Origin of the sequence: Streptomyces sp. SID3212 (assembly GCF_009865405.1) — a bacterium.
Taxonomy (GTDB): Bacteria; Actinomycetota; Actinomycetes; order Streptomycetales; family Streptomycetaceae; genus Streptomyces.
Map to the genome: position 1 here is coordinate 1 of NZ_WWJY01001137.1, position 23520 is coordinate 23520.

At 70.3% G+C, this 23520-nt stretch carries 20 protein-coding genes and 1 pseudogene; 9 read left to right on the plus strand and 12 right to left on the minus strand.

Annotation, left to right across the window (positions count from 1 at the left end; genetic code table 11):
• The 3 genes from GT042_RS33585 to GT042_RS33595 form a co-directional block, all read left to right on the plus strand.
• A partial coding sequence (locus GT042_RS33585; RefSeq protein WP_161312462.1) for a PQQ-binding-like beta-propeller repeat protein occupies window positions 1-1717 on the plus strand: 1717 nt, incomplete at its 5' end.
• A 112-nt stretch (window positions 1718-1829) separates the two neighbouring features.
• Window positions 1830-3563 (plus strand): PQQ-binding-like beta-propeller repeat protein, encoded by a 1734-nt coding sequence (locus GT042_RS33590; protein ID WP_161312463.1) that lies wholly within the window; start codon window positions 1830-1832, stop codon window positions 3561-3563.
• A 205-nt stretch (window positions 3564-3768) separates the two neighbouring features.
• The gene (locus GT042_RS33595) at window positions 3769-4533 is read left to right on the plus strand and encodes a response regulator transcription factor (protein WP_237531454.1); all 765 of its coding nucleotides are present in this window, start codon (window positions 3769-3771) and stop codon (window positions 4531-4533) included.
• A gap of 33 nt (window positions 4534-4566) precedes the next feature.
• Here the strand turns inward: GT042_RS33595 and GT042_RS33600 are convergent, their stop codons facing one another.
• Window positions 4567-4872 (minus strand): hypothetical protein, encoded by a 306-nt coding sequence (locus GT042_RS33600; protein ID WP_161312464.1) that lies wholly within the window; start codon window positions 4870-4872, stop codon window positions 4567-4569.
• Between the two features lie 30 nt (window positions 4873-4902).
• A complete protein-coding gene (locus GT042_RS33605; RefSeq protein ID WP_161312465.1) occupies window positions 4903-6573 on the minus strand; it encodes a sodium:solute symporter family protein in 1671 nt (556 codons plus the stop codon).
• A 226-nt stretch (window positions 6574-6799) separates the two neighbouring features.
• Here GT042_RS33605 and galT point away from each other — a divergent pair, with 226 nt between their 5' ends.
• Genes galT through galK form a run of 3 tightly spaced genes read left to right on the plus strand, consistent with a single transcriptional unit; the run spans window position 6800 to window position 10097 of the window.
• Window positions 6800-7906: a galactose-1-phosphate uridylyltransferase gene (gene galT, locus GT042_RS33610; protein WP_161312466.1), complete on the plus strand. Its 1107-nt coding sequence runs from the start codon at window positions 6800-6802 to the stop codon at window positions 7904-7906.
• Window positions 7903-8871, plus strand: a complete 969-nt coding sequence (galE, locus tag GT042_RS33615) for a UDP-glucose 4-epimerase GalE (RefSeq protein ID WP_161312467.1) — start codon at window positions 7903-7905, stop codon at window positions 8869-8871. Before galT ends, galE begins: the two co-directional genes overlap by 4 nt.
• Window positions 8868-10097: a galactokinase gene (galK, locus tag GT042_RS33620; RefSeq protein ID WP_345944020.1), complete on the plus strand. Its 1230-nt coding sequence runs from the start codon at window positions 8868-8870 to the stop codon at window positions 10095-10097. The genes galE and galK overlap by 4 nt, the downstream gene beginning before the upstream one ends.
• A gap of 168 nt (window positions 10098-10265) precedes the next feature.
• Here the strand turns inward: galK and GT042_RS33625 are convergent.
• Window positions 10266-10706: pseudogene (locus tag GT042_RS33625) on the minus strand (GNAT family N-acetyltransferase); the annotation flags it as partial.
• A gap of 245 nt (window positions 10707-10951) precedes the next feature.
• Between GT042_RS33625 and GT042_RS33630 the strand changes: the two are divergent.
• On the plus strand, window positions 10952-11725 hold the full coding sequence (locus tag GT042_RS33630) for a response regulator transcription factor (protein ID WP_161312468.1): 774 nt from the start codon (window positions 10952-10954) through the stop codon (window positions 11723-11725).
• On the opposite strand, the gene GT042_RS33635 is transcribed toward GT042_RS33630, so the two are convergent.
• Window positions 11684-12181 carry a MarR family transcriptional regulator gene (locus GT042_RS33635; protein WP_161312469.1) on the minus strand — a complete coding sequence of 166 codons (498 nt, stop codon included), beginning with the start codon at window positions 12179-12181 and terminating at the stop codon, window positions 11684-11686. The genes GT042_RS33630 and GT042_RS33635 overlap by 42 nt on opposite strands.
• Window positions 12182-12329: 148 nt before the next feature.
• On the opposite strand from GT042_RS33635, the gene GT042_RS33640 reads away from it, so the two are divergent.
• On the plus strand, window positions 12330-13208 hold the full coding sequence (locus GT042_RS33640) for a trans-aconitate 2-methyltransferase (RefSeq protein ID WP_161312470.1): 879 nt from the start codon (window positions 12330-12332) through the stop codon (window positions 13206-13208).
• On the opposite strand, the gene GT042_RS33645 is transcribed toward GT042_RS33640, so the two are convergent.
• From GT042_RS33645 to GT042_RS33655, 3 genes are all read right to left on the minus strand, one after another.
• Window positions 13183-13779 (minus strand): Uma2 family endonuclease, encoded by a 597-nt coding sequence (locus tag GT042_RS33645; RefSeq protein ID WP_161312471.1) that lies wholly within the window; start codon window positions 13777-13779, stop codon window positions 13183-13185. The genes GT042_RS33640 and GT042_RS33645 overlap by 26 nt on opposite strands.
• A 124-nt stretch (window positions 13780-13903) precedes the next feature.
• Window positions 13904-14605 (minus strand): TetR/AcrR family transcriptional regulator, encoded by a 702-nt coding sequence (locus GT042_RS33650; RefSeq protein WP_161312472.1) that lies wholly within the window; start codon window positions 14603-14605, stop codon window positions 13904-13906.
• Entirely contained in the window at window positions 14602-15609 is a 1008-nt protein-coding gene (locus tag GT042_RS33655) for a fatty acid desaturase (RefSeq protein WP_161312473.1), read from the minus strand. Before GT042_RS33655 ends, GT042_RS33650 begins: the two co-directional genes overlap by 4 nt.
• A gap of 244 nt (window positions 15610-15853) precedes the next feature.
• On the opposite strand from GT042_RS33655, the gene ppc reads away from it, so the two are divergent.
• Window positions 15854-18583 carry a phosphoenolpyruvate carboxylase gene (gene ppc / locus GT042_RS33660; protein ID WP_161312474.1) on the plus strand — a complete coding sequence of 910 codons (2730 nt, stop codon included), beginning with the start codon at window positions 15854-15856 and terminating at the stop codon, window positions 18581-18583.
• A 91-nt stretch (window positions 18584-18674) separates the two neighbouring features.
• Here ppc and GT042_RS33665 read toward each other — a convergent pair whose 3' ends face one another.
• From GT042_RS33665 to glmU, 5 genes are all read right to left on the minus strand, one after another.
• The gene (locus GT042_RS33665) at window positions 18675-19145 is read right to left on the minus strand and encodes a hypothetical protein (RefSeq protein WP_161312475.1); all 471 of its coding nucleotides are present in this window, start codon (window positions 19143-19145) and stop codon (window positions 18675-18677) included.
• A gap of 53 nt (window positions 19146-19198) precedes the next feature.
• Window positions 19199-19795 carry an aminoacyl-tRNA hydrolase gene (gene pth / locus GT042_RS33670; protein ID WP_161312476.1) on the minus strand — a complete coding sequence of 199 codons (597 nt, stop codon included), beginning with the start codon at window positions 19793-19795 and terminating at the stop codon, window positions 19199-19201.
• Window positions 19796-19905: 110 nt separating this feature from the next.
• Window positions 19906-20499, minus strand: a complete 594-nt coding sequence (locus GT042_RS33675; protein ID WP_161312477.1) for a 50S ribosomal protein L25/general stress protein Ctc — start codon at window positions 20497-20499, stop codon at window positions 19906-19908.
• Between the two features lie 237 nt (window positions 20500-20736).
• Window positions 20737-21714: a ribose-phosphate diphosphokinase gene (locus tag GT042_RS33680; protein ID WP_161312478.1), complete on the minus strand. Its 978-nt coding sequence runs from the start codon at window positions 21712-21714 to the stop codon at window positions 20737-20739.
• 138 nt (window positions 21715-21852) lie between these two features.
• Window positions 21853-23322 carry a bifunctional UDP-N-acetylglucosamine diphosphorylase/glucosamine-1-phosphate N-acetyltransferase GlmU gene (gene glmU, locus GT042_RS33685; protein WP_161312479.1) on the minus strand — a complete coding sequence of 490 codons (1470 nt, stop codon included), beginning with the start codon at window positions 23320-23322 and terminating at the stop codon, window positions 21853-21855.
• Window positions 23323-23520 lie beyond the last annotated feature (198 nt).

The following is a 23520-nucleotide window of genomic DNA, read 5'->3' on the forward strand; positions in this document are numbered from 1 at the left end:
GCCCGTCGGCCCGCCCGCGTACGGCTACCCCCAGGCCCCCGGCCCGTACGCCCCCGGCCAGCAGCCCGGTCAGCAGCCCGGCCCGTACGCGCAACAGCCCGGTCCCTACGGCCAGCAGCCGGGCCCCTACGGTCAACAGCCCGGTCCCTACGGCCCGTACGCCCAGCAGCCGGGCCCCTACGGTCAGCAGCCCGGTCCCTACGGCCCGTACGCCCAACAGCAGTTCCCCGGCGCCCCCACCCCGCCCCCCGGCGGCGGGCGGAACCCCTTCAAGGGCAAGCCCGGCCTGGTCGTCGCGGCGGCGGCTGCCGCGCTCCTGGTCGTCGGCGGCGGTACGTACGCCCTCCTCAGCGGCGGCGACGACAACGGCAAGAAGCCCGTCGCCGACACGAGCGAGGACCCCAAGCCGACCGGCACGTCGTCGGCCGACGTCGACCAGGGCGACGGCACCGGCGGTGGGCGCGAGAGCGACGACGACCTCAACGCCGGGCGCAAGGACGGCGAGTCCAAGGTGCTCTTCCTCCAGACCAACGACGTGGACCTGCCGCGCGACGGCGCCGACGTCTACGGGCCGTGGTTCGCCGGCGACACCGTCGTCAAGGCCATGTACAAGCAGGTCGTGGGGTATTCGGCCACCGACGGCAAGAAGAAGTGGACGCTCGACCTGCCCGCCGAGCTGTGCGCCGCGCCGACCGCGCCCTCCGCCGACGGCAAGATCGTCATCGGCTACATGAACGGCACGAGCGACAAGGCCGACTGCAACCAGCTCCAGCTCGTCGACCTCGCCACCGGCAAGGGCGGCTGGAAGCAGGAGATCAAGGAGATCGGTCTCTTCGACATCCTGAGCGACGTCAACCTGACGATCAGCGGCGGCACCGTCACCGCCGCCAGGACCGCCGGCGCCCAGGCCTACCGGATGACCGACGGCAAGCAGCTGTTCGAGAAGTCGACCGGCACCTGCAAGCCGTTCGCCTTCGCCGGCGGCCCCAAGCTGATCGCCGCCGAGAGCTGCCCCACCGGCGACTTCGAGACCTCCCACCACCAGCTGGAGGAGCTGGACCCCGTCACCGGCAAGGCGAAGTGGACGTACAAGCTGGCCGAGAACTGGGAGGTCGACAAGGTCTACTCGGTCGACCCGCTGGTGATCTCCACGCGCGAGAAGGACAAGGACTCGTCCTGGAACGTCCTCGCGCTCAACGCCAACGGCACGCTCCGCTCCTCGCTCGCCGGCGGCAAGGACTCGTTCGCGCCCAACTGCGGTGGCGGGTTTGTCATCTTCGGGCGGAACCTGGAGGGCTGCACCGGCCTCGCCGCCGACGCGAAGACCTTCTACATGGCGACGGCGCCCGCGAAGGGCAGCACGTCCCGTACGAACGAGGTCGTCGCCTTCGACCTCAACACCGGTAAGCCCACCTGGCGTTCCAAGGCGCCTGGCGACCGCATGATCACGCCGCTGCGGATGGAGGGCGGCAAGGTGGTGGTGTACGTGGAGCCGACGTACGACAAGGCGGGCGCGGTCGCGACCATCGCCCCGAACGGCGGTGTGCCGACGATCGTCCAGCAACACCCCGCGTCCACGGCCGAGATCGAGGACTCGTTCTACCAGCCGACCCTGGCCTGGTCGGGCGGGCGCTTCTACGTCGTGGGCGGCCGTGTCAGCGCGAGCAACGACGCGGCGGAGCTGAAGGAGAAGACGATGATGGCGTTCGGCAACTGACCGTGGCCGTCACCGTCTTGAGTCCCGCGTCCGCCGCGTCCGCCGCTCTCGCCGCTCCCCGCGCCCCCCTTTCCTCCCCGTCTTCCGAGCCTTCCTCCGAGGTACGTACGCCATGACCCAGCCGCCGCCCCCGCCGCCCAACGAGCCCCCGCAGGGAGGGTTCGGCGCCCCGCAGGACCCGCCGCCCGGCGGCTTCGGCGCCCCGACACCGCCCCCGCAGTACGGCTACCCGCCGCAGAATCCCCAGTACGGCTACCCGCCGCAGGGCCAGCAGCCCGGATACGGCTACCCCGGCCAGCAGCCCCCGTACGGCTACCCGACCCAGCCGCAGTCCCCGTACCCACCGCCCCCGCCGACCAACAACGGCCGCAAGAAGCTGTCCACCCAGGCCCAGATCATCCTCGCCGCGACCGTCGCCGTCGCCCTGATCGTCGTCGGCGGGATCTACGTCGCCAACTCCGGCGGAGACGACACCAAGGACGACGCCAAGAACACCACGTCCGGCGCCGACGGCGGCAAGGACGGCAAGGACGGCAAGGACGGCAAGCAGGACGCCAAGGACAACGGCATCGGAGGCGGCGGCAAGGAGAAGGCCCCCGCCGACGTCAAGTCCACGATGGCCTTCAAGCTGGCGACCCCCAAGGTCACCGACATCACCAACGTCTCCGGCTCCTGGCTCACCGACACCACCTTCGTGAAGACCGGCGTCAACGAGATCGTCGGGTACGACCCCGCCAAGGGCACCCAGCTGTGGAGCATCCCCCTCCCCGGCCAGCTCTGCGCCGCCACGGACCACGTCAAGGACAACCTCACCGCCATCGCCTTCGAGGCCGCCAGGCGCACGGGCAAGACGGACTACCAGCCGTGCACGGAGATCGGCGCGATCGACCTCGCGGCGGGCAAGCTGGTGTGGCGCAAGAGCGTCACAGGCCCCAACACCGGTGACGCCAAGCTCAAGTTCGACGAGATCACCATCGGCGCCGGTACGGTGGCGCTCGGCGGTACGGACGGCGGCGCCGCTCTCGACCTCGCCACCGGCGCCCTCCGCTGGAAGCCCCAGGCGAGCGCCGAGAACTGCACCGACATGGGGTACGGCGGCGGCGCCGGGCTCGTCGTAGCCCGCAAGTGCGGTACGTACGAGGACCCCCAGGTCAGCATCGACAACCTGAACCCGGAGACGGGCGCCCCGCTCTCCTCGTACAAGATGCCGCCCGGGGTCGCGTACGCGAGCATCATCTCCACCAAGCCGCTCGTCGTCGCCGCCGACGTCGGTGACACCGCGGGCGACGGCAGTGGCATCTCGGACTTCTTCTCCATCGACGAGAAGACGGGCGCGCTGCGGGCCAAGATCCCGGCCGACGCCGACACGTACGCGGCGGACTGCGCGACCACCGAGGTCGAGTCCTGCCGGGACGTCGTGGTCGGCAACGACCGCCTGTACCTGCCCACCGAGGAGCACGACGGCTCCGGCGACTACGGGCAGACCAACGAGATCGTCTCCTTCGACCTCGCCACGGGCAGGACGACCAGCGACCGCGCGGACGCGGGAGACCGCTACACGATCACGCCGCTGCGCATGGACGGCGCCAACCTGATCGCGTACAAGTGGCCCCCGTACGACAAGGGCGGCCAGATCGTCTCCATCGACGGGTCCACCTTCAAGCAGACCGTCCTGATGGAGAATCCGTCCGACAAGGCGGTACGGGAGGCCGAGACCAGCTTCACCAAGGGGTACTCGGAGATGCGTTTCGCCGCGGGCCGGCTCTTCATCGCGGACGCGATGCTGAGCAAGCCGTCGACGCTGAATCTGACGTCGTACCTCGCGGTGTCGTTCACGACCGGATAGCAGGACCGGGCAGCACGACCGAGCAGCACGACCGGGTGGCGCCACTTCGCGGACATGACGTGCCCCCACTCGTCCTGAATGGCAGGAAATTCCGCAATCCGGGGGGCTTCTGGCCGGTAGGGGGCGCGCGATCTCGAACAAGCGTGTAGCTTGCCGGGTCAGGAGCCCGGGGGGACCAGGCTCCAGCGCGATGGGGGTTGGCTCGATGGGCGTGCGGCTCATGGTGGTCGATGATCACCGACTGCTCGCCGAGGCGCTCGCCTCGGCCCTGAAACTGCGCGGGCACCGGGTGCTCGCGGCGGCGGCCCCCACCTCGGGGGTCGCCGAGCTGGTGGTGAGCAGGGCGCCGGAAGTGTGCCTGATGGGTACGGCGTCACCGGCGGAGCCCGGGGTCTTCGACCCGATCGTACGGATCAAGCGGGAGCGCCCGCAGGTGGCCGTGGTGGTGCTGGGGCCGGTCCCCAGCCCCCGCGGCATCGCCGCCGCGTTCGCCGCCGGGGCGTCCGGTTACGTGCGCCACGACGAGCGGATCGAAGGCGTCGAGCGCGCCATGGTCAAGGCGCGCGCGGGCGAGGCGGCGGTGGCGCCGATGCTGCTCCAGGGCGCGTTCACGGAGCTGCTGAACCCGGCGGCGCAGCCCGACGACGAGGGTCAGCGGCTGCTGCGGATGCTCACGCCGCGCGAGGTCGAGGTGCTGGTACGGGTCGCCGAGGGCGAGGACACCCGGCTGATCGCGGCGGGCATGAACATCGCGCCCAGCACGGCCAGGACCCATGTGCAGCGGGTGCTGATGAAGCTCGGGGTGGGCTCACGGCTGGAGGCGGCGGCGCTGGCCGCCCGTACGGGACTGCTGGACCGGGCGGTGGTGAACGGGCCCGTCACCGGAGGGCCCGTCACCGGAGGACCCGTGACCGGGCCGGACCCCCACGACGAACGCTTCGGCGACGAACGCTTCGACGCTCGCGAATGAGGCCCGGCCCGGCCAAAAGGGGGCGTGGGGGCTTCACTTCGCCGGCGGCGGCCCAGCCTTCCCTGCCTCCCCCGACTCCTCCGCCGGTGCCGTCGGGCGCAGTTTCAGCCAGATCAGGAAGAAGAGTCCGAGGGCGAGCATGCCGATGCCCGTCCACAGGTTGATGTTGATGTCCTGTGCCTTCTTGAGGTCGGCGTCGGACGCGGTGATCCCGGCGATCGTCACGATGATCCCGTAGACCACGAAGAGTCCGCCGATGATGCGTCGTACGTCGAAGAGCCGTGCCGCGGTGGCGGACTTGGTCTCCAGTTCCTCGACATCGTTCCGGTAGTCGCTCATGTCGTTGTGTTCCTTGTCGACCGGTCGGGATCAGAGAGAGAACGGGACGTAGCAGACGGCGGCGAGAATGAGCGCGCCCCAGCCCAGCAGGGCCGGCCTGCGGTACCACGCGTCGTCGCCCTCGGCGGCGACCTCGTCCATGCCGGGCGAGCGGGTCCCGTACACCAGGCCGTCGAGCTTCTCCGCGGGCTTGGGCTTGGTGACGTACGAGACGACGACCATCACCACGGCGCCGACGACAAACGCCACGATGGACGACACGAAGTTCGCGCCCTGGTCGCTGGGGATGGAGATGACCCCGCCCTTGTACAGCCAGAAGTAGTTGACCATCGCGGCGACCGTGCCGGAGAGCAGGCCCCAGAAACCGGCGGCCGGGGTGGTCCGCTTCCAGAACATCCCGATGATGAAGACCACGAACAGCGGGACGTTGAAGAAGGAGAACAGCGTCTGGAGGTAGTTCATGATGTTGCTGAAGCTGGAGGCGATGAACGCCGTACCCATGCCGATCAGCACACCGACCGCCGTGACGATCCGACCGGTCTTCAAGTAGTAGGCGTCCTCACGGTCCTTCTTGAGGTACGCGCCCCAGATGTCGTTCGTGAACACGGTGTTGAACGAGGAGACGTTGGCCGCCATGCCCGCCATGAAGGCGGCCAGCAGGCCGGTCACGGCGATGCCCAGCACGCCGTTGGGGAGCAGGTCGCGCATGAGGACGGGGATCGCGTCGTTGTACTGGAGGCCGCTGCCCGCCTTGCCGAGCGTCGGCTCCATCACCAGGGCGATCAGACCGGGCACGATCACGACCAGCGGGATGAAGATCTTCGGGAACGCGGCGATGAGCGGGGTGCGCTTGGCGGCGGAGAGGTTCTTCGCGGACAGGGCGCGCTGCACCTCGGCGAAGTTGGTGGTCCAGTAGCCGAAGCTCATGACGAAGCCGAGGCCGAGGACGATGGTGAGCCAGTTCGCGCCGAGCGGGTTGGGCGAGCCGACGCCCGTGCCCTGCCAGGCGGTGAGGAACGCGCCGCCCTTCGAGTCCGTCAGCGAGTCGGTGAGGCCGTCCCAGCCGCCGACGCGCTTGAGACCGACGACGGTCAGCGGGATCAGCGCGGCGAGGATGACGAAGAACTGGAGCACCTCGTTGTAGATCGCCGAGGAGAGGCCGCCGATGGTGATGTACGCGAGGACGAAGAGGCCCGCGACGACGATCGCGACCCACTGCGGCCAGCCCAGCAGCGCCTCCAGCACGATCGCCATCGCGTAGAGGTTGACGCCGGCGATCAGGACGGCGGACACCGCGAAGATGATCGAGGAGAGGAGGTGGGAGGAGGGTCCGAAGCGGTGGAGCAGGAACTCCGGTACGGAGCGGACCTTCGAGCCGTAGTAGAAGGGCATCATCACCAGGCCGAGGAAGACCATGGCGGGGATGGCACCGATCCAGTACCAGTGCACGGTGTAGACGCCGTACTGCGCGCCGTTGGCCGCCATCCCGAGGATCTCGGTGGCGCCGAGGTTGGCGGAGACGAAGGCGAGTCCCGTCACCCAGGCCGGCAGCGAACGGCCGGAGAGGAAGAAGTCGAGGCTGGTCTTCACGCTGGCCCGGGCGGCGAACCCGATGCCGAGGACCACTATGAAGTAGATCGCCAGGATGGTGTAGTCGAGCCCGTTCGTCGGGAGACGGAGCCCTTCGGCCAGATAAGGCATGGGTACTCGCTTCGTCGCAAGTTCGATCGTGATCGATCTTGGTTGATATGTACGGCTTTGGTGATACGTAGTTGTCGGTGGGGAATCGGAAACTGATCGGTGCCGACGTTGCGTGTGCCCCGCACGTAAGCGTTGACGCATCTGTTTGCTTGTGGTTTCTTGTGTGCGATTCTGTTTGAGTAGCGACGCTCCCCACGTGTGGGCCGCCGGGCCTGGAGGCAACGGAATGAAGAAGACGGTGACGCGGCTCGCCGACGGCCGGGAGCTGATCTATTACGACTCCGGCGACGGCGCGGACTCCGGCGACGGCGCGGACTCCGGGGACGGCGCGGACTCCGGCGACTCCACGGGCGGCGTCGTCCGCGACGCCGTCGACCGCCGCCCCCTCGGCCCGGTCGCGACCTCCTCCGAGATCCGCCACGACCCCCTGCTCGGCGACTCCGTCGCCATCGCCTCGCACCGCCAGAGCCGTACATACCACCCGCCCGCCGACGAGTGCCCGCTCTGCCCCTCCAGGGACGGCAGGCTCAGCGAGATCCCCGACTCGTCGTACGAAGTCGTCGTCTTCGAGAACCGCTTCCCCTCCCTCGCCGGGGACTCGGGCCGCTGCGAAGTGGTCTGCTTCACCTCCGACCACGACGCGTCGTTCGCCGACATCGGCGAGGAGCAGGCCGCGCTGGTCCTGGCGGCCTGGACCGACCGCACCGCCGACCTGGCCCGGCTGCCCCAGGTGGAACAGGTCTTCGCGTTCGAGAACCGCGGCGAGGAGATCGGGGTGACCCTCGGCCACCCGCACGGGCAGATCTACGCATACCCCTTCGTCACCCCGCGCACCGAGCTGATGCTGCGCTCGGCCCGTACGCACCGGGCGGAGACCGGCCGCAACCTCTTCGACGACGTCGTCGCGCGCGAACGCGCCGAGGGCACGCGGGTGGTGCTGGAGGGCGAGCACTGGGTGGCGTTCGTGCCGTACGCCGCGCACTGGCCGTACGAAGTCCACCTCTACCCGAAACGCCGCGTCCCGGACCTGCGGTCCCTGGACGACGCGGCCCGCGCGGAGTTCCCCCGGGTCTATCTGGAACTCTTGAAGCGCTTCGACCGGATCTTCGGGGAGGCCGAACCGCCGACCCCGTACATCGCGGCCTGGCACCAGGCGCCCTTCCGGGCCGAGGGGCGGGACGACTTCGCCCTGCACCTGGAGCTTTTCACCGTACGGCGTACGTCCGGCAAGCTGAAGTTCCTCGCGGGCTCCGAGTCCGGCATGAGCGTGTTCATCAACGACGTGCCGCCGGAGAACGCGGCCGGGCGATTGCGAGAGGTAGCGAGCAAGTGAGCAAGAAGTACCTGGTCACAGGTGGCGCGGGATATGTCGGCGCGGTGGTGGCGACCCACCTGCTGGAGGCCGGCCACGAGGTGACCGTCCTCGACGACCTCTCCACCGGATTCCGTGAAGCGGTCCCGGCGGGCGCGGAGTTCATTGAGGGCCGCGTCCAGGACGCCTCCGAATGGCTGGACTCCTCGTACGACGGCGTCCTGCACTTCGCGGCGTCCTCGCAGGTCGCCGAGTCGGTGGCGAAGCCCGAGAAGTACTGGGAGAACAACGTCGGCGGCTCCCTGGCCCTGCTCGGGGCGATGCGCGCCGCCGGGGTGCGCACGCTCGTGTTCTCGTCCACGGCGGCGACGTACGGCGAACCGGTCTCGACGCCCATCACGGAGACCGACCCGACCGCGCCGACGAATCCGTACGGCGCGTCGAAGCTCGCCGTCGACCACATGATCGCCGGGGAGTGCGCGGCGCACGGCCTGGCGGCGGTGTCGCTGCGGTACTTCAATGTGGCGGGGGCGTACGGGAGCGCGGGGGAGCGTCACGACCCCGAGTCGCACCTCATCCCGCTGGTGCTCCAAGTGGCCGCGGGGAAGCGGGAGTTCATTTCCGTGTACGGCGAGGACTACCCGACGCCGGACGGCACGTGCGTGCGCGACTACATCCATGTCGCGGACCTCGCCGACGCGCACCTGGGCGCGCTGGACGCGGCGGTGAAGGGTGAGCACCTGGTGTGCAACCTCGGCAACGGCAGCGGGTTCTCCGTGCGTGAGGTCATCGAGACGGTACGGAAGGTCACGGGCCACCCGGTCCCGGAGGTCCTGGCGGGGCGCCGCGACGGGGACCCGGCGGTGCTCGTCGCGTCCGCCGAGGCGGCGCGCACCCGGCTCGGCTGGACCCCGAGCCGCTCGGACCTGGGCGGCATCGTGGCGGACGCGTGGGCGTTCGCACGGCGTGAGGAGACGCGGGAGTGAGCGTGACGGAGAGCGGTGCGGGCGGTGCGGGCGGCGGGAGCACGAGCCGAGGCGGTGGCGGTGGCGGTACGGGTGACCGGGGCGTGGCCGGGCAGTTCCTCGCCCTGTACGGGGCCCGGCCCGACGGGGTCTGGGCGGCGCCCGGGCGCGTCAACCTGATCGGCGAGTACACCGACTTCAACGGCGGCTTCGTCATGCCGCTCGCCCTGCCGCACACCACGGTCGCCGCCGTCTCCCGCCGTACGGACGGCGTGCTGCGGCTCCACTCCGCCGACGTCTCCCAGGGCGTCGTGCAACTCGCCGTCGACGCCCTCGAACCGCGCGCGGACACCGGCTGGGCCGCGTACCCGGCCGGGGTGGTCTGGGCGCTGCGCGCCGCCGGGCACCCCGTCACCGGCGCCGACATCCATCTCACGTCGACCGTGCCGACGGGCGCGGGGCTCTCCTCCTCGGCGGCCCTGGAGGTCGTCACCGCGCTCGCCCTCAACGACCTGTTCGAACTGGGCCTGAGCGGCGGCGAGTTGGCGGTTCTCGCGCAGCGCGCCGAGAACGACTTCGTCGGCGTCCCGTGCGGGATCATGGACCAGACGGCGTCGGCGTGCTGCACCGAGGGCCACGCCCTCTACCTGGACACCCGCGACCTGACGCAGCGTCAAGTGCCGTTCGACCTCGCGGCGCAGGGGCTGCGGCTGCTGGTCGTCGACACGCGCGTGAAGCACGCGCTGGGCGACGGCGCGTACGCGGAACGGCGCGCGGGCTGCGAGGCGGGCGCGCGGGCCCTGGGCGTACCGGCCCTGCGGGACGTCCCGTACGGCGAACTCCCCTCCGCCCTGGACCGGTTGGCGGACGAGGGCGAGAACGTCCGCCGCTACGTGCGCCATGTCGTGAGCGAGGACCACCGCGTCGAGCGGGCCATCGCGCTCCTGGACGCGGGGGACGTGCGCGCGGTCGGCCCGGTCCTGGTGGAGGGCCACGACTCCCTCCGCGACGACCTGCGGGTCTCCTGCCCGGAGCTGGACCTGGTCGTGAGCAGCGCGGTGGGAGCGGGGGCGCTGGGGGCCCGGATGACCGGCGGGGGCTTCGGCGGCTCGGCGATCGTGCTGGTGGAGGAGGCGGACGCGGACGGGGTCACGGCGGCGGTGGAGAAGGCGTTCGCGGCGGCGGGCTTCACCGCGCCGCGTGTCTTCACGGCGGTCCCGTCGGAGGGCGCGCGACGGCTGAGCTGACCGGGCGGGGCCGGGGCGTCACCGCCCGAAGCGGCGCAGAAGGCGCCCCCGGCCTCCCCGGCCGTCCTGACTTCCGCGGCCTCCCCGGCCGTCCTGACCTCTGCGGCCTTCCCGGCCTCCCTGACCTTCCCGGTCCTCCTGACCGTCCTCCGAAGTCCCGCTCCCGCTCAGCGACTTGACGAGGATGTACTCCGTGACCCCCGGCGGATAGTCGGTCACCTCGCCCGCCACCTCGTACCCCTGTTTCCGGTAGAAGCCGGGCGCCTGGAAGTCCCACGTCTCCAACCGCGCCCGCGCGCAGTCGCGTTCGTCCCTCGCCACCCGTTCCGCCTCCCCCAGGAGGCGGGTGCCGAGGGCGGCGCCCCGGTGGGCCGGGTCCACCCAGAGGAGGTCCACGTGGAGCCAGCGGGCCCAGGTGCGGCCGACCAGCCCGCCGGCGAGCGCGCCCGTCGCCTCCTCCAGCAGCCACACCTGGAGCGGTTCCTCCCGGCCCAGCGGACTGTCCCGCAGCGTGCGCATCACGGGGGAGCGCTCCGCGTTGGTCTCCCGGAGTCGTTCGCCGAGCTCAGTACGTCGTTCTTTGTCGACTTCTGTCTCAATACGAAACATGAAGCCCACCTTAAACAACCCGGTCAACCAGTTCTGCGAATTTCCTTCCGCTCACGGCCCACAGCCGTACGCTGATGCACAGCACCGGTGGGGGCCGGTGCTGATGCAGGGGTGGAGCAAGTCGGGTACGACGCCCGGGGTGGGGTGCACAGTCAGCAGCACGGCGGCGGCCGTGCCGTCGACGCGACCCCGTTCGCCGGGCGCCGTACCCGCGACGTCCGCTCCCCGCCTTCTGGGGGTGTCCATTGGTACGTATCAGGGTTCTGGTGGTGGACGATCACCGCATCTTCGCCGAGTCACTCGCCGCCGCGCTCGCGGCCGAGCCGGACGTGGACGTCGCGGCGGCCGGTAGCGCCCCCGCGGCGCTGCGCTGTCTCGACCGTGCGGCGGCCGAGGGACGCCGGTTCGATGTGATGCTCGTCGATGCCGACCTGGGCACGATCGCGGGACCGGTTCAGGTGCCGGTCGCGCGGGCCGTGCCCGACAACGGCGGGGCGGTACTGGTCGACGGGCTCTCGCTCGTCGCCGGTGTCCGTTCCGCCCAGCCGTCCGTCCGGGCGGTCGTGCTCGCCGAGAAGGACGACCAGCGCCGCGCGGCGCTGGCGCTCCAGGCGGGCGCGTCCGGCTGGGTCGCGAAGGACTGTTCACTGCAACGGCTGCTGGCGGTGATACGCGGCGTCCTGCGGGACGAGACGCATTTGCCGCCGGCGCTGCTCACCGGCGTTCTGCGGGAGTTGACGGCCGCGCGCAAACACCGCACGGAGAGCGAACGGCTCGTCGAGTCGCTCACTCCGCGCGAGCGCGAGGTGCTGCGGTGCATGGTCGCGGGGCTGGGACGCAAGGCTGTCGCCGAGCGTCTCTTCCTTTCCCCGCACACCGTGCGCACGCACATGCAGAACGTGCTGGGCAAGCTGGGTGTGCACTCCACGCTGGCCGCCGTCGCCCTGGCCCGCCGGGCCGGGGTCGGTCCGGCGGATCTAGCCGGGGATGTTGTCGAAAGGGGCGGTCAGCTGGCGTAGCAGCCCGGCCAGCTCCCCGCGTTGCGTGCGGGAGAGCTCCGCGAGGATCGCGCGCTCCTGGGCCAGCAGCCCGGCGAGCGCCTGGTCCGCGCGGTCCTGGCCCTCGACGGTGAGCCGGACCAGGACGCCCCGCCGGTCGGTCGGGTCCGGCAGCCGCTCGACCAGGCCTTTCTTGGCCAGCCTGTCGATACGGTTGGTCATCGTGCCCGACGTGACGAGCGTCTGGGTCAGCAGCTGCCCCGGTGAGAGCTGGTACGGGTCTCCCGCGCGCCGCAGCGACGTCAGTACGTCGAACTCCCACGGCTCCAGCTGGTGCTCGGCGAAGGCGAGCCGGCGCGCGCGGTCGAGGTGACGGGCCAGCCGGGAGACGCGGCTGAGCACCTCCAGCGGTTCCACGTCCAGGTCAGGACGCTCCCGCCGCCATGCCGCCACCAGTCGGTCGACCTCATCCTCCATGGCGATCAGTGTAGAGGGTCCCTCGACATGAAGTCTCTTGACGTCAAGATACATTCGGTGCAGGCTGGGTGCCGTAGGCGGTCGCGGATGCCTGGCGCCGGGCCCCGCCCTGCCCGGACCCGTTCCCCGACCCCCAAGGGACCCGACGATGCACCCCGACGCGCACCCCGCCTCCGCCCCACCCCCCGCCGCGACCTGGGACCCCCGCCAGTACCTGCGCCACGCGGGCCACCGCACCCGCCCCTTCCTGGACCTGCTGGCCCGGATCCCCGACCCGCCGGCCGGCGCCGCCCCCCTCACCGTCGCGGACATCGGCTGCGGCCCCGGAAACGTCACGGCCCTGCTCGCCGACCGCTGGCCGAACGCGCTGATCACCGGTTTCGACAACTCCGCCGAGATGCTGGACCTGGCCACGGAGCGATACGCGGGCCCCACCCCGGGCGGCGGCCGGATGGACTTCGTCGCCGGGGACGCCACCACGTGGACACCGGACCCGGCCCGCCCGTACGACCTGATCGTCTCGAACGCGGCGCTCCAGTGGGTCCCGGGCCATCCCGGCTTCTTCCCCGCCTGGCTCGACGGCCTCGCCCCCGGCGGCACCTTCGCCTTCCAGGTCCCGAAGAACTTCGACGCCCCCAGTCACGTCCTGCTCGCGGCCCTGTGCGACAGCCCCGCCTGGCGCGACCGCCTGGCAGGCCGCGCCCGCCGCGACGCCCGCGTCCTGGAGCCCGCCGACTACCTGACCCTCCTGGAGAACCTGGGCTGCGAGGCGGACGTCTGGGACACCACGTACCTGCAACTCCTCCCCGGCGAGGACCCGGTCCTGGACTGGGTGAAGGGCACGGCCCTGCGCCCGGTCCTCACGGCACTGGGGGACGACCACCAGGCGATCGACCGGTTCACCACCCAATACCGAGACGCCCTGCGCGAGGCCTACCCCCCGGGCCCCCACGGCACGGTCTTCCCGTTCCGCCGCATTTTCGCGGTGGCCCGCAAGCCGCTCAGCGACCCAGCGCACCACGACTGATGTCGATGTCGATGGTGAACGGGACACCGGTCTTGAGGCGGTCGTGGTGAATCCCTGTCAGGGCATAAGCCTTGGTCAGACGGTCCAGTTCGTAGACATGGACGACGGGGTGCTTGTCGGCCCCGGCCCTCTCGACCAACCAGAAGTTCGGAATGCCCGCGGCGGCGTACTTCGCGGGCTTGGCGCTGCGGTCACGTGCCTCGGACTCCGGTGAGATGACCTCGATGGCCAGGAGGATGTCCGCCGCCAGGAAATGCGTTTGGTCCATGTCGACGATGCCACTGCTACGGGCCACGGAAATGTCCGGCTCGGGTCCGTTGCGGCGATCAAGCACCACGGTGATCTCCCGCTCGATCGTCATCTCCGCGGGTACGGTGCGCTCCAGCCCGTTCAGCAGCAGATTGATCATCTTGGCGTGGAAGCGGCGTTGCGGACTCACGAAAACAAGACTCCCGTCGATCAACTCTGTGTGAGGCGGGAGTTCCGGCAGCGTGAACAGATCGTCCACGGTGTATCCGTCCTGCGGGGGCAAAGGCCACTGGTGCGCGACCTTGACTGGCTCGGCGGTCATGATTCCTCCCATGAACGGGATACTGGCGCTACAGCTTCACGGTAGCGGCTGGAATCGGATCTCGTCATCACAACGAGTGACCGCGCGCCCTCCGGGCTGACCGCCCGGAGGACATCGGCACGGATCACGACCTCCGGTGCCCGATCAGCCGTGGCTTCGGCTCCAGGCCCTCCAGGCCGTGCCACGCCAGGTTGACCAGGTGCGCCGCCACCTCGGACTTCTTCGGGCGGCGGGCGTCCACCCACCACTGGCCCGTCAGCGCCACCATGCCCACCAGGGCCTGCGCGTACAGCGGCGCCAGCTTGGGGTCGAAGCCGCGGTTCTTGAACTCCGTGCCGAGGATGTCCTCGACCTGGACCGCGATGTCGCTGATCAGGGACGCGAACGTCCCCGTGGACTGGGCCACCGGCGAGTCGCGGACCAGGATCCGGAAGCCGTCCGTGTACCGCTCGATGTAGTCGAGCAGCGCGAACGCGGCCTGTTCGAGCAGCTCACGCGGGTGACCAGCGGTCAGTGCGCTGGTCACCATGTCCATCAGCTGGCGCATCTCACGGTCCACGACCACCGCGTACAGCCCTTCCTTGCCGCCGAAGTGTTCGTACACGACGGGCTTGGAGACCCCGGCCTTCGCCGCGATCTCCTCCACCGACGTCGCTTCGAAACCCTTTTCGGCGAACACCGTCCTGCCGATGTCGAGCAGTTGTTCGCGGCGCTCCGCACCGGTCATACGGACTCGGCGTGCACGCCGGCCTCCCGCGGGGGGCCGGCTCTTCTCCGTGCTGCCCGTGCTGTCCGTACCGCCGTCGATCGCCACGTTGCCCATCATGCCGCGTCGGAGGATGCGCCCTGGCGCCGGGAGTCCACGCGGTCCGCGCTCGGCCAGCGGACGTCCGACGCCCAGCCGAGCTGCTCGAACCAGCGGATGATGCGGGCGCTGGAATCGACCTGGCCCCGCAGCACGCCGTGCCGCGCGCTGGTCGGGTCCGCGTGGTGCAGGTTGTGCCACGACTCGCCGCACGAGAGCACGGCCAGCCACCACACGTTGCCCGAGCGGTCACGGGACTTGAACGGACGCTTGCCGACCGCGTGGCAGATCGAGTTGATCGACCAGGTGACGTGGTGCAGGAGAGCCACCCGGACCAGTGAACCCCAGAAGAACGCCGTGAAGGCACCCCACCAGGACATCGTTACCAGACCGCCGACCAACGGGGGGATCGCCAGCGAGACGACCGTCCACAGGGCGAACTGCCGGGACACCGCGCGCAGGGCCGGGTCCTTGATCAGGTCGGGCGCGTACTTCTGCTGCGGTGTCTGCTCCTCGTCGAAGAGCCAGCCGATGTGCGCCCACCACAGGCCCTTCATCAGGGCCGGCAGCGTCTCGCCGAAGCGCCACGGCGAGTGCGGGTCACCCTCCGCGTCGGAGAACTTGTGGTGCTTGCGGTGGTCGGCCACCCAGCGGACCAGCGGGCCCTCCACGGCCATCGACCCGGCCACCGCGAGAGCGATCCGCAGCGGCCGCTTGGCCTTGAACGAGCCGTGCGTGAAGTAGCGGTGGAAGCCGATCGTGATGCCGTGGCACCCGAGGTAGTACATGAACACCATCAGGCCCAGGTCGAGCCAGCTGACGCCGCCCCACGCGAAGGCGAGCGGCACGGCCGCGACGAGGGCGACGAACGGGACGGCGATGAAGAGCAGGAGAGCGACCTGCTCGATCGTCCCCTTGCTGTCCGCGCCGAGGGTGGCGGAGGGGAGTGGCGCGCCGCCGTCGGACGGCGCGGGGACGGACGGAGGGGGAGTGGATTCTTCGATCACATCGGGGGTTGTGGTCATTGGGGAGCCCCTGTGGTGAGGAATGCGGCAGATGCCCGGATACGGGTGCGTAACCTACGGCATCGTAAGTATGGCAGCGCCCAACGCCGCGACAAGAGGCCTGTGGATAACGTCGAACGAACGACACCTATCCTTGGTGTGGTCGGACAGCGCGGTCCGCCGGACCCGCCGCTCGCACCACCAGGCCGGTCCGAATGCCCCCAGACCCTCCAGACGTGCTTGAACACTGCAAGGAGCCGCACCTGTGAGCAGTGCCGACCAGACCCCATCCGCCAGCGCGGAGCTGCGCTCCGACATCCGCCGTCTCGGTGACCTCCTGGGCGAGACCCTCGTCCGCCAGGAAGGCCCCGAACTCCTCGAACTCGTCGAGCGTGTCCGCGCGCTGACCCGCGAGGACGGCGAGGCCGCCGCCGAGCTGCTCGGCGACACCGACCTGGAGACCGCCGCCAAGCTCGTACGCGCGTTCTCCACCTACTTCCATCTGGCGAACGTCACCGAACAGGTCCACCGAGGCCGGGAGATGCGCGAACGGCGCGCCGCCGAGGGAGGGCTCCTCGCCCGCACCGCCGACCGGCTCAAGGACGCCGACCCCGAGCACCTGCGCGAGACCGTCAAGAACCTCAACGTCCGCCCGGTGTTCACCGCGCACCCCACCGAGGCCGCCCGCCGCTCCGTGCTGAACAAGCTGCGCCGGATCGCCGAACTGCTCGAAGTGCCCGTCATCGCCTCCGACCGGCGCCGCCACGACCTCCGGCTCGCCGAGTCGATCGACCTGATCTGGCAGACCGACGAACTGCGCGTGGTCCGGCCCGAGCCGGCCGACGAGGCCCGCAACGCCATCTACTACCTGGACGAACTGCACGTCGGAGCCGTCGGCGACGTCCTTGAGGACCTCGTCGCCGAGCTGGAGCGCGTCGGCGTCGAGCTGCCCGCCGGCACCCGCCCGCTCACCTTCGGCACCTGGATCGGCGGCGACCGCGACGGCAACCCGAACGTGACCCCCGAGGTCACCCGCGAGGTGCTGATCCTCCAGCACGAACACGGCATCACCGACGCCCTCCAGCTCATCGACTACCTCCGCGGCCTGCTCTCCAACTCCATCCGCTACACCGGCGCCACGGACGAACTGCTCGACTCGCTCCAGAACGACCTCGCCCGGCTCCCCGAGATCAGCCCCCGCTACAAGCGCCTCAACGCCGAGGAGCCGTACCGCCTCAAGGCCACCTGCATCCGCCAGAAGCTCGTCAACACCCGCGAGCGCCTGGCCAGGAACACCCCGCACGAAGAAGGCCGCGACTACCTCGGCACCTCCGAGCTGCTCGCCGACCTCACACTCATCCAGACCTCCCTGCGCGAACACCGCGGCGGCCTCTTCGCCGACGGCCGCATGGACCGCACCATCCGTACGCTCGCCGCCTTCGGCCTCCAGCTCGCCACCATGGACGTACGGGAACACGCCGACGCCCACCACCACGCCCTCGGACAGCTCTTCGACCGGCTCGGCGAGGAGTCCTGGCGCTACAGCGACATGCCGCGCGACTACCGGCAGAAGCTCCTCGCCAAGGAACTGCGCTCCCGCCGCCCCCTCGCGCCCACCCCGGCCCCGCTCGACGCGGCCGGCGAGAAGACCCTCGGCGTGTTTCACACCGTCCGCCAGGCCTTCGAGCGCTTCGGCCCCGAGGTCATCGAGTCGTACATCATCTCGATGTGCCAGGGCGCCGACGACGTCTTCGCGGCGGCCGTCCTCGCCCGTGAGGCGGGCCTCCTCGACCTGCACGGCGGCTGGGCGAAGATCGGCATCGTGCCGCTCCTGGAGACCACCGACGAGCTGCGCGCGGCCGACGTCATCCTCGACGAGATGCTCGCCGACCCCTCGTACCGCCGGCTCGTCTCGCTCCGCGGCGACGTGCAGGAAGTCATGCTCGGCTACTCGGACTCGTCCAAGTTCGGCGGCATCACCACCTCCCAGTGGGAGATCCACCGCGCCCAGCGGCGGCTGCGTGACGTCGCGCACCGGTACGGCGTACGGCTCCGGCTCTTCCACGGCCGCGGCGGCACCGTCGGCCGCGGCGGCGGCCCCTCGCACACCGCGATCCTCGCCCAGCCCTGGGGCACGCTGGAGGGCGAGATCAAGGTGACCGAGCAGGGCGAGGTCATCTCCGACAAGTACCTCATCCCGTCCCTGGCCAGGGAGAACCTGGAACTGACCGTCGCCGCCACCCTCCAGGCCTCCGCGCTGCACACCGCGCCGCGCCAGTCCGACGAGGCGCTGGCCCGCTGGGACGCCGCCATGGACACCGTCTCGGACGCCGCGCACGCCGCGTACCGCGGCCTGGTCGAGGACCCGGACCTGCCCGCGTACTTCTTCGCCTCCACCCCCGTCGACCAGCTCGCCGACCTGCACCTGGGCTCCCGGCCCTCCCGCCGCCCCGACTCGGGCGCGGGCCTCGACGGCCTGCGGGCCATCCCGTGGGTCTTCGGCTGGACCCAGTCCCGGCAGATCGTGCCCGGCTGGTACGGCGTCGGATCGGGTCTCAAGGCCCTGCGCGAGGCCGGTCTCGACACGGTCCTCGACGAGATGTACGGCCAGTGGCACTTCTTCCAGAACTTCCTCTCGAACGTCGAGATGACCCTGGCCAAGACCGATCTGCGGATCGCCCGCCACTACGTCGACACCCTCGTCCCCGAGAACCTCAAGCACGTCTTCGCGGACATCGAGGCCGAGCACGCGCTCACCGTGCGCGAGGTCCTGCGCATCACCGGCGGTGAGAAGCTCCTCGACTCGGACCCGGTGCTCCAGCAGACGTTCGCGATCCGGGACGCCTACCTCGACCCGATCTCGTACCTCCAGGTCTCGCTGCTGGCCCGCCAGCGCGCGGCGGCGGAGCGCCACGAGGCACCGGACCCGCTGCTCTCGCGGGCCCTGCTGCTGACGGTGAACGGAGTCGCGGCCGGGCTGCGCAACACCGGCTGACGGCTGGCGTGCGACGCGTGTTCGAAGGGGTACGTCCGTGTCCAGGCGACGCGGAGGTACCCCTTTCGGGTGACGTACGAGTTTTACGTCCTCACAGCGCCAGGAACGTCGCCAGGAGCAGCGCCAGCCCCGCCAGACCCGTAACCCAGGCCGTCCGGGTCATCCGCAGCCCCGCCCCGATCAGCGGAGAAGCCAGCAGCAGCGCGCCGCCGAAGGGCAGCCAGGCGTGCAACTGACCGCCCAGCCCCGTCCGTACGACCTCGTCCGTGTCGGGCTTCACCACCACGGGGACACGCTCCCCCTCCTTCACGGCGACCGACCGCTCGGCACTCATCCCCGTCCGGGGCCCGGCCGGACCGTCCGGGTCGTACGAGCCCGTGCAGGACGACGCGGAGCAGCTGGTGACCGTGAGGGTGCCGTGCTCCCGGCCCTTGGCGAGCACCACGTGCTGCGCCGTCCCCCACGAGGACCAGAATCCGGCGGCGAGGAGCAGGACGGCCACCCCGCCCATCGCCGTGCGGCGGCCGAGGAGGAACAGGCGTTCGGAGGAGCTGGCCTTCATGGGCCGCGATCCTTGGCCATGGGATGGCACAAGGTCAAGTCGGGCCGGTGGCCTCAGGAGTTGTACGCGCTCTGCGCCCGCTCCAGGCCCTGCGTCACCAGCGCCTCCACCGCGTCGGCCGTACGGTCGACCAGGTAGTCCAGCTCCTTGCGCTCCACCGACGAGAAGTCCTTCAGCACAAAGTCCGCCACCTGCATCCGCCCCGGCGGGCGGCCGATGCCGAACCGCGCCCGGTGGTACTCGGGCCCCATCGACTTCGTCATCGACTTGAGGCCGTTGTGCCCGTTGTCCCCGCCGCCCAGCTTGAGCCGCAGCGCGCCGAAGTCCAGGTCCAGCTCGTCGTGGATCGCGACGATGTTCGCCGTCTCCACCTTGTAGAAGTCACGCAGTCCGGCGACCGGGCCGCCGGACAGGTTCATGTACGAGGTCGGCTTGGCCAGCACCACGCGGCGGCCGGTGGGGCCGGGGGCACCGAGCCGGCCCTCGATGACCAGCGCCTGCGCCTTCTGGGCGCGCTTGTACGAGCCGCCGATACGTTCCGCCAGCAGATCCGCCACCATGAAGCCGACGTTGTGCCGGTTGGCCGCGTACCCCGGCCCGGGGTTGCCCAGGCCCACGATCAGCCAGGGGGCGTTGGCATCTGTTGTCATCGGCGCCGCGTCTCCTCATGGTCGTACAGCCGTCCGTCGTTACAGCCGAAAGGGGTGGCGGGCCCGCAGGCCCGCCACCCCGTCGAGCATCAGGCGTGGACGCGCCTGGATCAGGCCTCGGCGCCCGCGGTCTCGCCCTCGGCGGTCTCCGCGGCCGGCTCCTCGGCCTGCGCGGACACGACCTGGAGGACGGCCGCCTCGCCGTCGATCGACAGCGTCGTACCCGTCGGCAGCGGGATGTCCTGCGCGAGCACGGTCGCGCCGGAGTCCAGGCCCTCGATGGAGACCGTCACCGAGGTCGGGATGTTCGTGGCCTCGGCCTCGACGGTGATGGTGTTGAGGACGTACTCCAGCAGGTTCCCGCCCGGGGCCAGCTCGCCCTCGACGTGCACGGCCACCTCGACGATGACCTTCTCGCCGCGCTTCACCGCGAGGAGGTCGACGTGCTCGATGTCGCCCTTGATGGCGTTGCGCTGGATCGCCTTGGGGATGACCAGCTCGCTGCGGCCGTCGATGTCCAGGTCGAGCAGGGCGTTCGCGGTACGGAGCGCCATCTGGAGCTGGTGCGCCGGCAGCGTCACGTGCACCGTGTCGGCGCCGTGGCCGTAGATGACCGCGGGGACCTTGTGGTCGCGGCGGGCACGGCGGGCGGCGCCCTTGCCGAACTCGTTGCGGATCTCGGCGGCGATCTTCAGTTCGGACATGACTGCACTCCTCGTAGATTCTGACAAAAGATGACGGAAAGATGCCGTCACCCGGCCACGACAGGCCTGCTACGAAGAGCGCGTCGATAACGGACCAACCGCACACAGGTGCGGCCTCCCTCGCCGAGCAACTCGGTGAGTCTACCCGGCGGAGAGGCCGCCCCAGAAATCGATCTTCGCCCAGGCTCTCAGGCGTCTCGGACGTCGCAGGCGCCTCCGGGTCTCAGGCGAGGGTCGTCACGCCTGCTCCTCGAAGAGGCTGGTCACCGACCCGTCCTCGAACACCTCACGCACCGCGCGGGCGATCGTCGGCGCGATCGACAGGACCGTGATCTTGTCGACCTCCAGGTCGCCCGGGTCCGGCAGGCTGTTCGTGAAGATGAACTCACTGACCTTCGAGTTCTTCAGGCGGTCCGCGGCGGGACCCGACAGCACCCCGTGCGTCGCCGTCACGATGACGTCCTCCGCGCCGTGCGCGAACAGCGCGTCCGCCGCGGCGCAGATCGTGCCACCCGTGTCGATCATGTCGTCCACCAGCACACACACCCGGCCCGCGACATTGCCCACGACCTCGTGGACCGTCACCTGGTTCGCCACGTCCTTGTCACGCCGCTTGTGCACGATCGCCAGCGGCGCGCCGAGACGGTCGCACCAGCGGTCCGCGACCCGTACCCGGCCCGCGTCCGGAGAGACGACCGTCAGCTTCGTACGGTCCACCTTCCCGGCCACGTAGTCCGCGAGGACCGGCAGCGCGAACAGGTGGTCCACCGGGCCGTCGAAGAACCCCTGGATCTGGTCCGTGTGCAGATCCACCGTCAGGATCCGGTCGGCGCCGGCCGTCTTCATCAGGTCCGCCACCAGACGCGCCGAGATCGGCTCCCGCCCGCGGTGCTTCTTGTCCTGCCTGGCGTATCCGTAGAACGGCACGATCACGGTGATGCTCCGGGCCGAGGCCCGCTTGAGAGCATCGATCATGATCAGCTGCTCCATGATCCACTTGTTGATCGGAGCGGTGTGGCTCTGGATCAGGAAGCAGTCCGCGCCACGGGCCGACTCCTGGTAGCGGACGTAGATCTCGCCGTTGGCGAAATCGAACGCCTTGGTCGGAACGATCCCGACGCCCAGTTGGTCGGCGACCTCTTCGGCCAGCTCGGGGTGGGCGCGGCCGGAGAAGAGCATCAGCTTCTTCTCGCCGGTCGTCTTGATCCCGGTCACAGCACTGTCTCCTCAGACGTGTTGACTGCCGCTGCACCCGCGTGTCGCTGCGAGCCAGCCGAATCGTGCAGTTATGCGATATGCGATAAACGGATGGTCGATATCACGGTACGCCGAGATGGGCGCGGCTGTTTCCGGTCAGCTTTCGCCGCCGGCCCCTCCGCCCGCCGGAGCAGCCGCCGGACCCGCCGCCTCGGCCGCCCGCGCTGCCGCGCTGCCCGGCCGCTTCCGCGCCACCCAGCCGTCGATATTCCTTTGCTGGCCACGGGCCACGGCCAGCGAACCCGCCGGTACGTCCTTCGTGATGACCGACCCGGCCGCCGTGTACGCGCCGTCCCCGATGGTGACGGGCGCCACAAACATGTTGTCCGAGCCCGTCTTGCAATGTGAGCCGACCGTGGTGTGGTGCTTCGCCTCGCCGTCGTAGTTGACGAAGACGCTGGCCGCGCCGATGTTCGTGTACTCGCCGATCGTCGCGTCACCCACGTACGACAGGTGCGGCACCTTCGTGCCCTCGCCGATCGTCGCGTTCTTCATCTCCACGTACGTACCGGCCTTGGCCTTCACGCCCAGCCGGGTCCCCGGCCGCAGATACGCGTACGGGCCGACCGTCGCCGACGCGCCGATCTCCGCGCCGTCCGCGACGGTGTTGTCCACGCGCGCGCCCGCGCCCACGTGCGTGTCCTTGAGCCGGGAGTTGGGCCCGACCTCCGACCCCTCGCCGAGATGGGTCGTGCCCAGCAGCTGGGTGCCCGGGTGGACCACCGCGTCCTGCTCGAACGTCACGTCCACGTCCACGAACACCGACGCCGGATCCACGACCGTCACCCCGGCCGTCATCGCCCGCTCCAGCAGGCGCGCGTTCAGCAGCCGGCGCGCCTCCGCCAGCTGGACGCGGTTGTTGATGCCCAGGATCTCGCGGTGGTCGGCGGCGACCGCCGCGCCGACACGGTGGCCGGCCTCGCGCAGGATGCCGAGGACGTCCGTCAGGTACTCCTCGCCCTGGCTGTTGTCCGTACGGACCTTGCCGAGCGCGTCCGCGAGGAGCTGCCCGTCGAACGCGAACACCCCGGAGTTGATCTCCCGGATCGCGCGCTGCGCGTCGGTGGCGTCCTTGTGCTCCACGATCGCGGTGACCGCGCCGCTGGCGCCGTCCCGCACGATCCGCCCGTACCCCGTGGAGTCGGGGACCTCGGCGGTCAGGACGGTGACGGCGTTGCCGTCGGCCGCGTGGGTGGCGGCGAGCGCGTTCAGCGTGTCGCCGGAGAGGAGGGGGGTGTCGCCGCAGACGACGACCACGGTCCCGTCCGGGACACTGCCCAGCTCCTGGAGGGCCGTACGGACGGCGTGCCCCGTACCGTTCTGCTCGGCCTGGAAGGCGGTGCGTACTCCGTCGTACCCCTCGGTCAGGTGGGTCTCCACCTGCTCACGGGCGTGTCCGACGACCACGACGAGATGCTCGGGCCCGAGGTCACGGGCCGCGGCCACCACATGTCCGACGAGCGAACGCCCGCAGATCTCATGCAGGACCTTGGGAGTGCTCGACTTCATGCGGGTGCCTTCACCCGCTGCGAGAACGACGACGGCTGCCGGGCGGTTGGCGCTCACGGGAATGCCCTTCGGCTTCGGGTGGTGGACCACCGCAGGATACCGGGGGGTTTCGCGCCGGAAACGAGTGCGGGTCCTGACCGTGAAGGTCAGGACCCGTTCCGTGAAGCTCCCCCATCAGGATTTGAACCTGAACATACGAGACCAAAACTCGCAGTGCTGCCTGATTACACCATGGGGGACTATGTGCAACCAAAC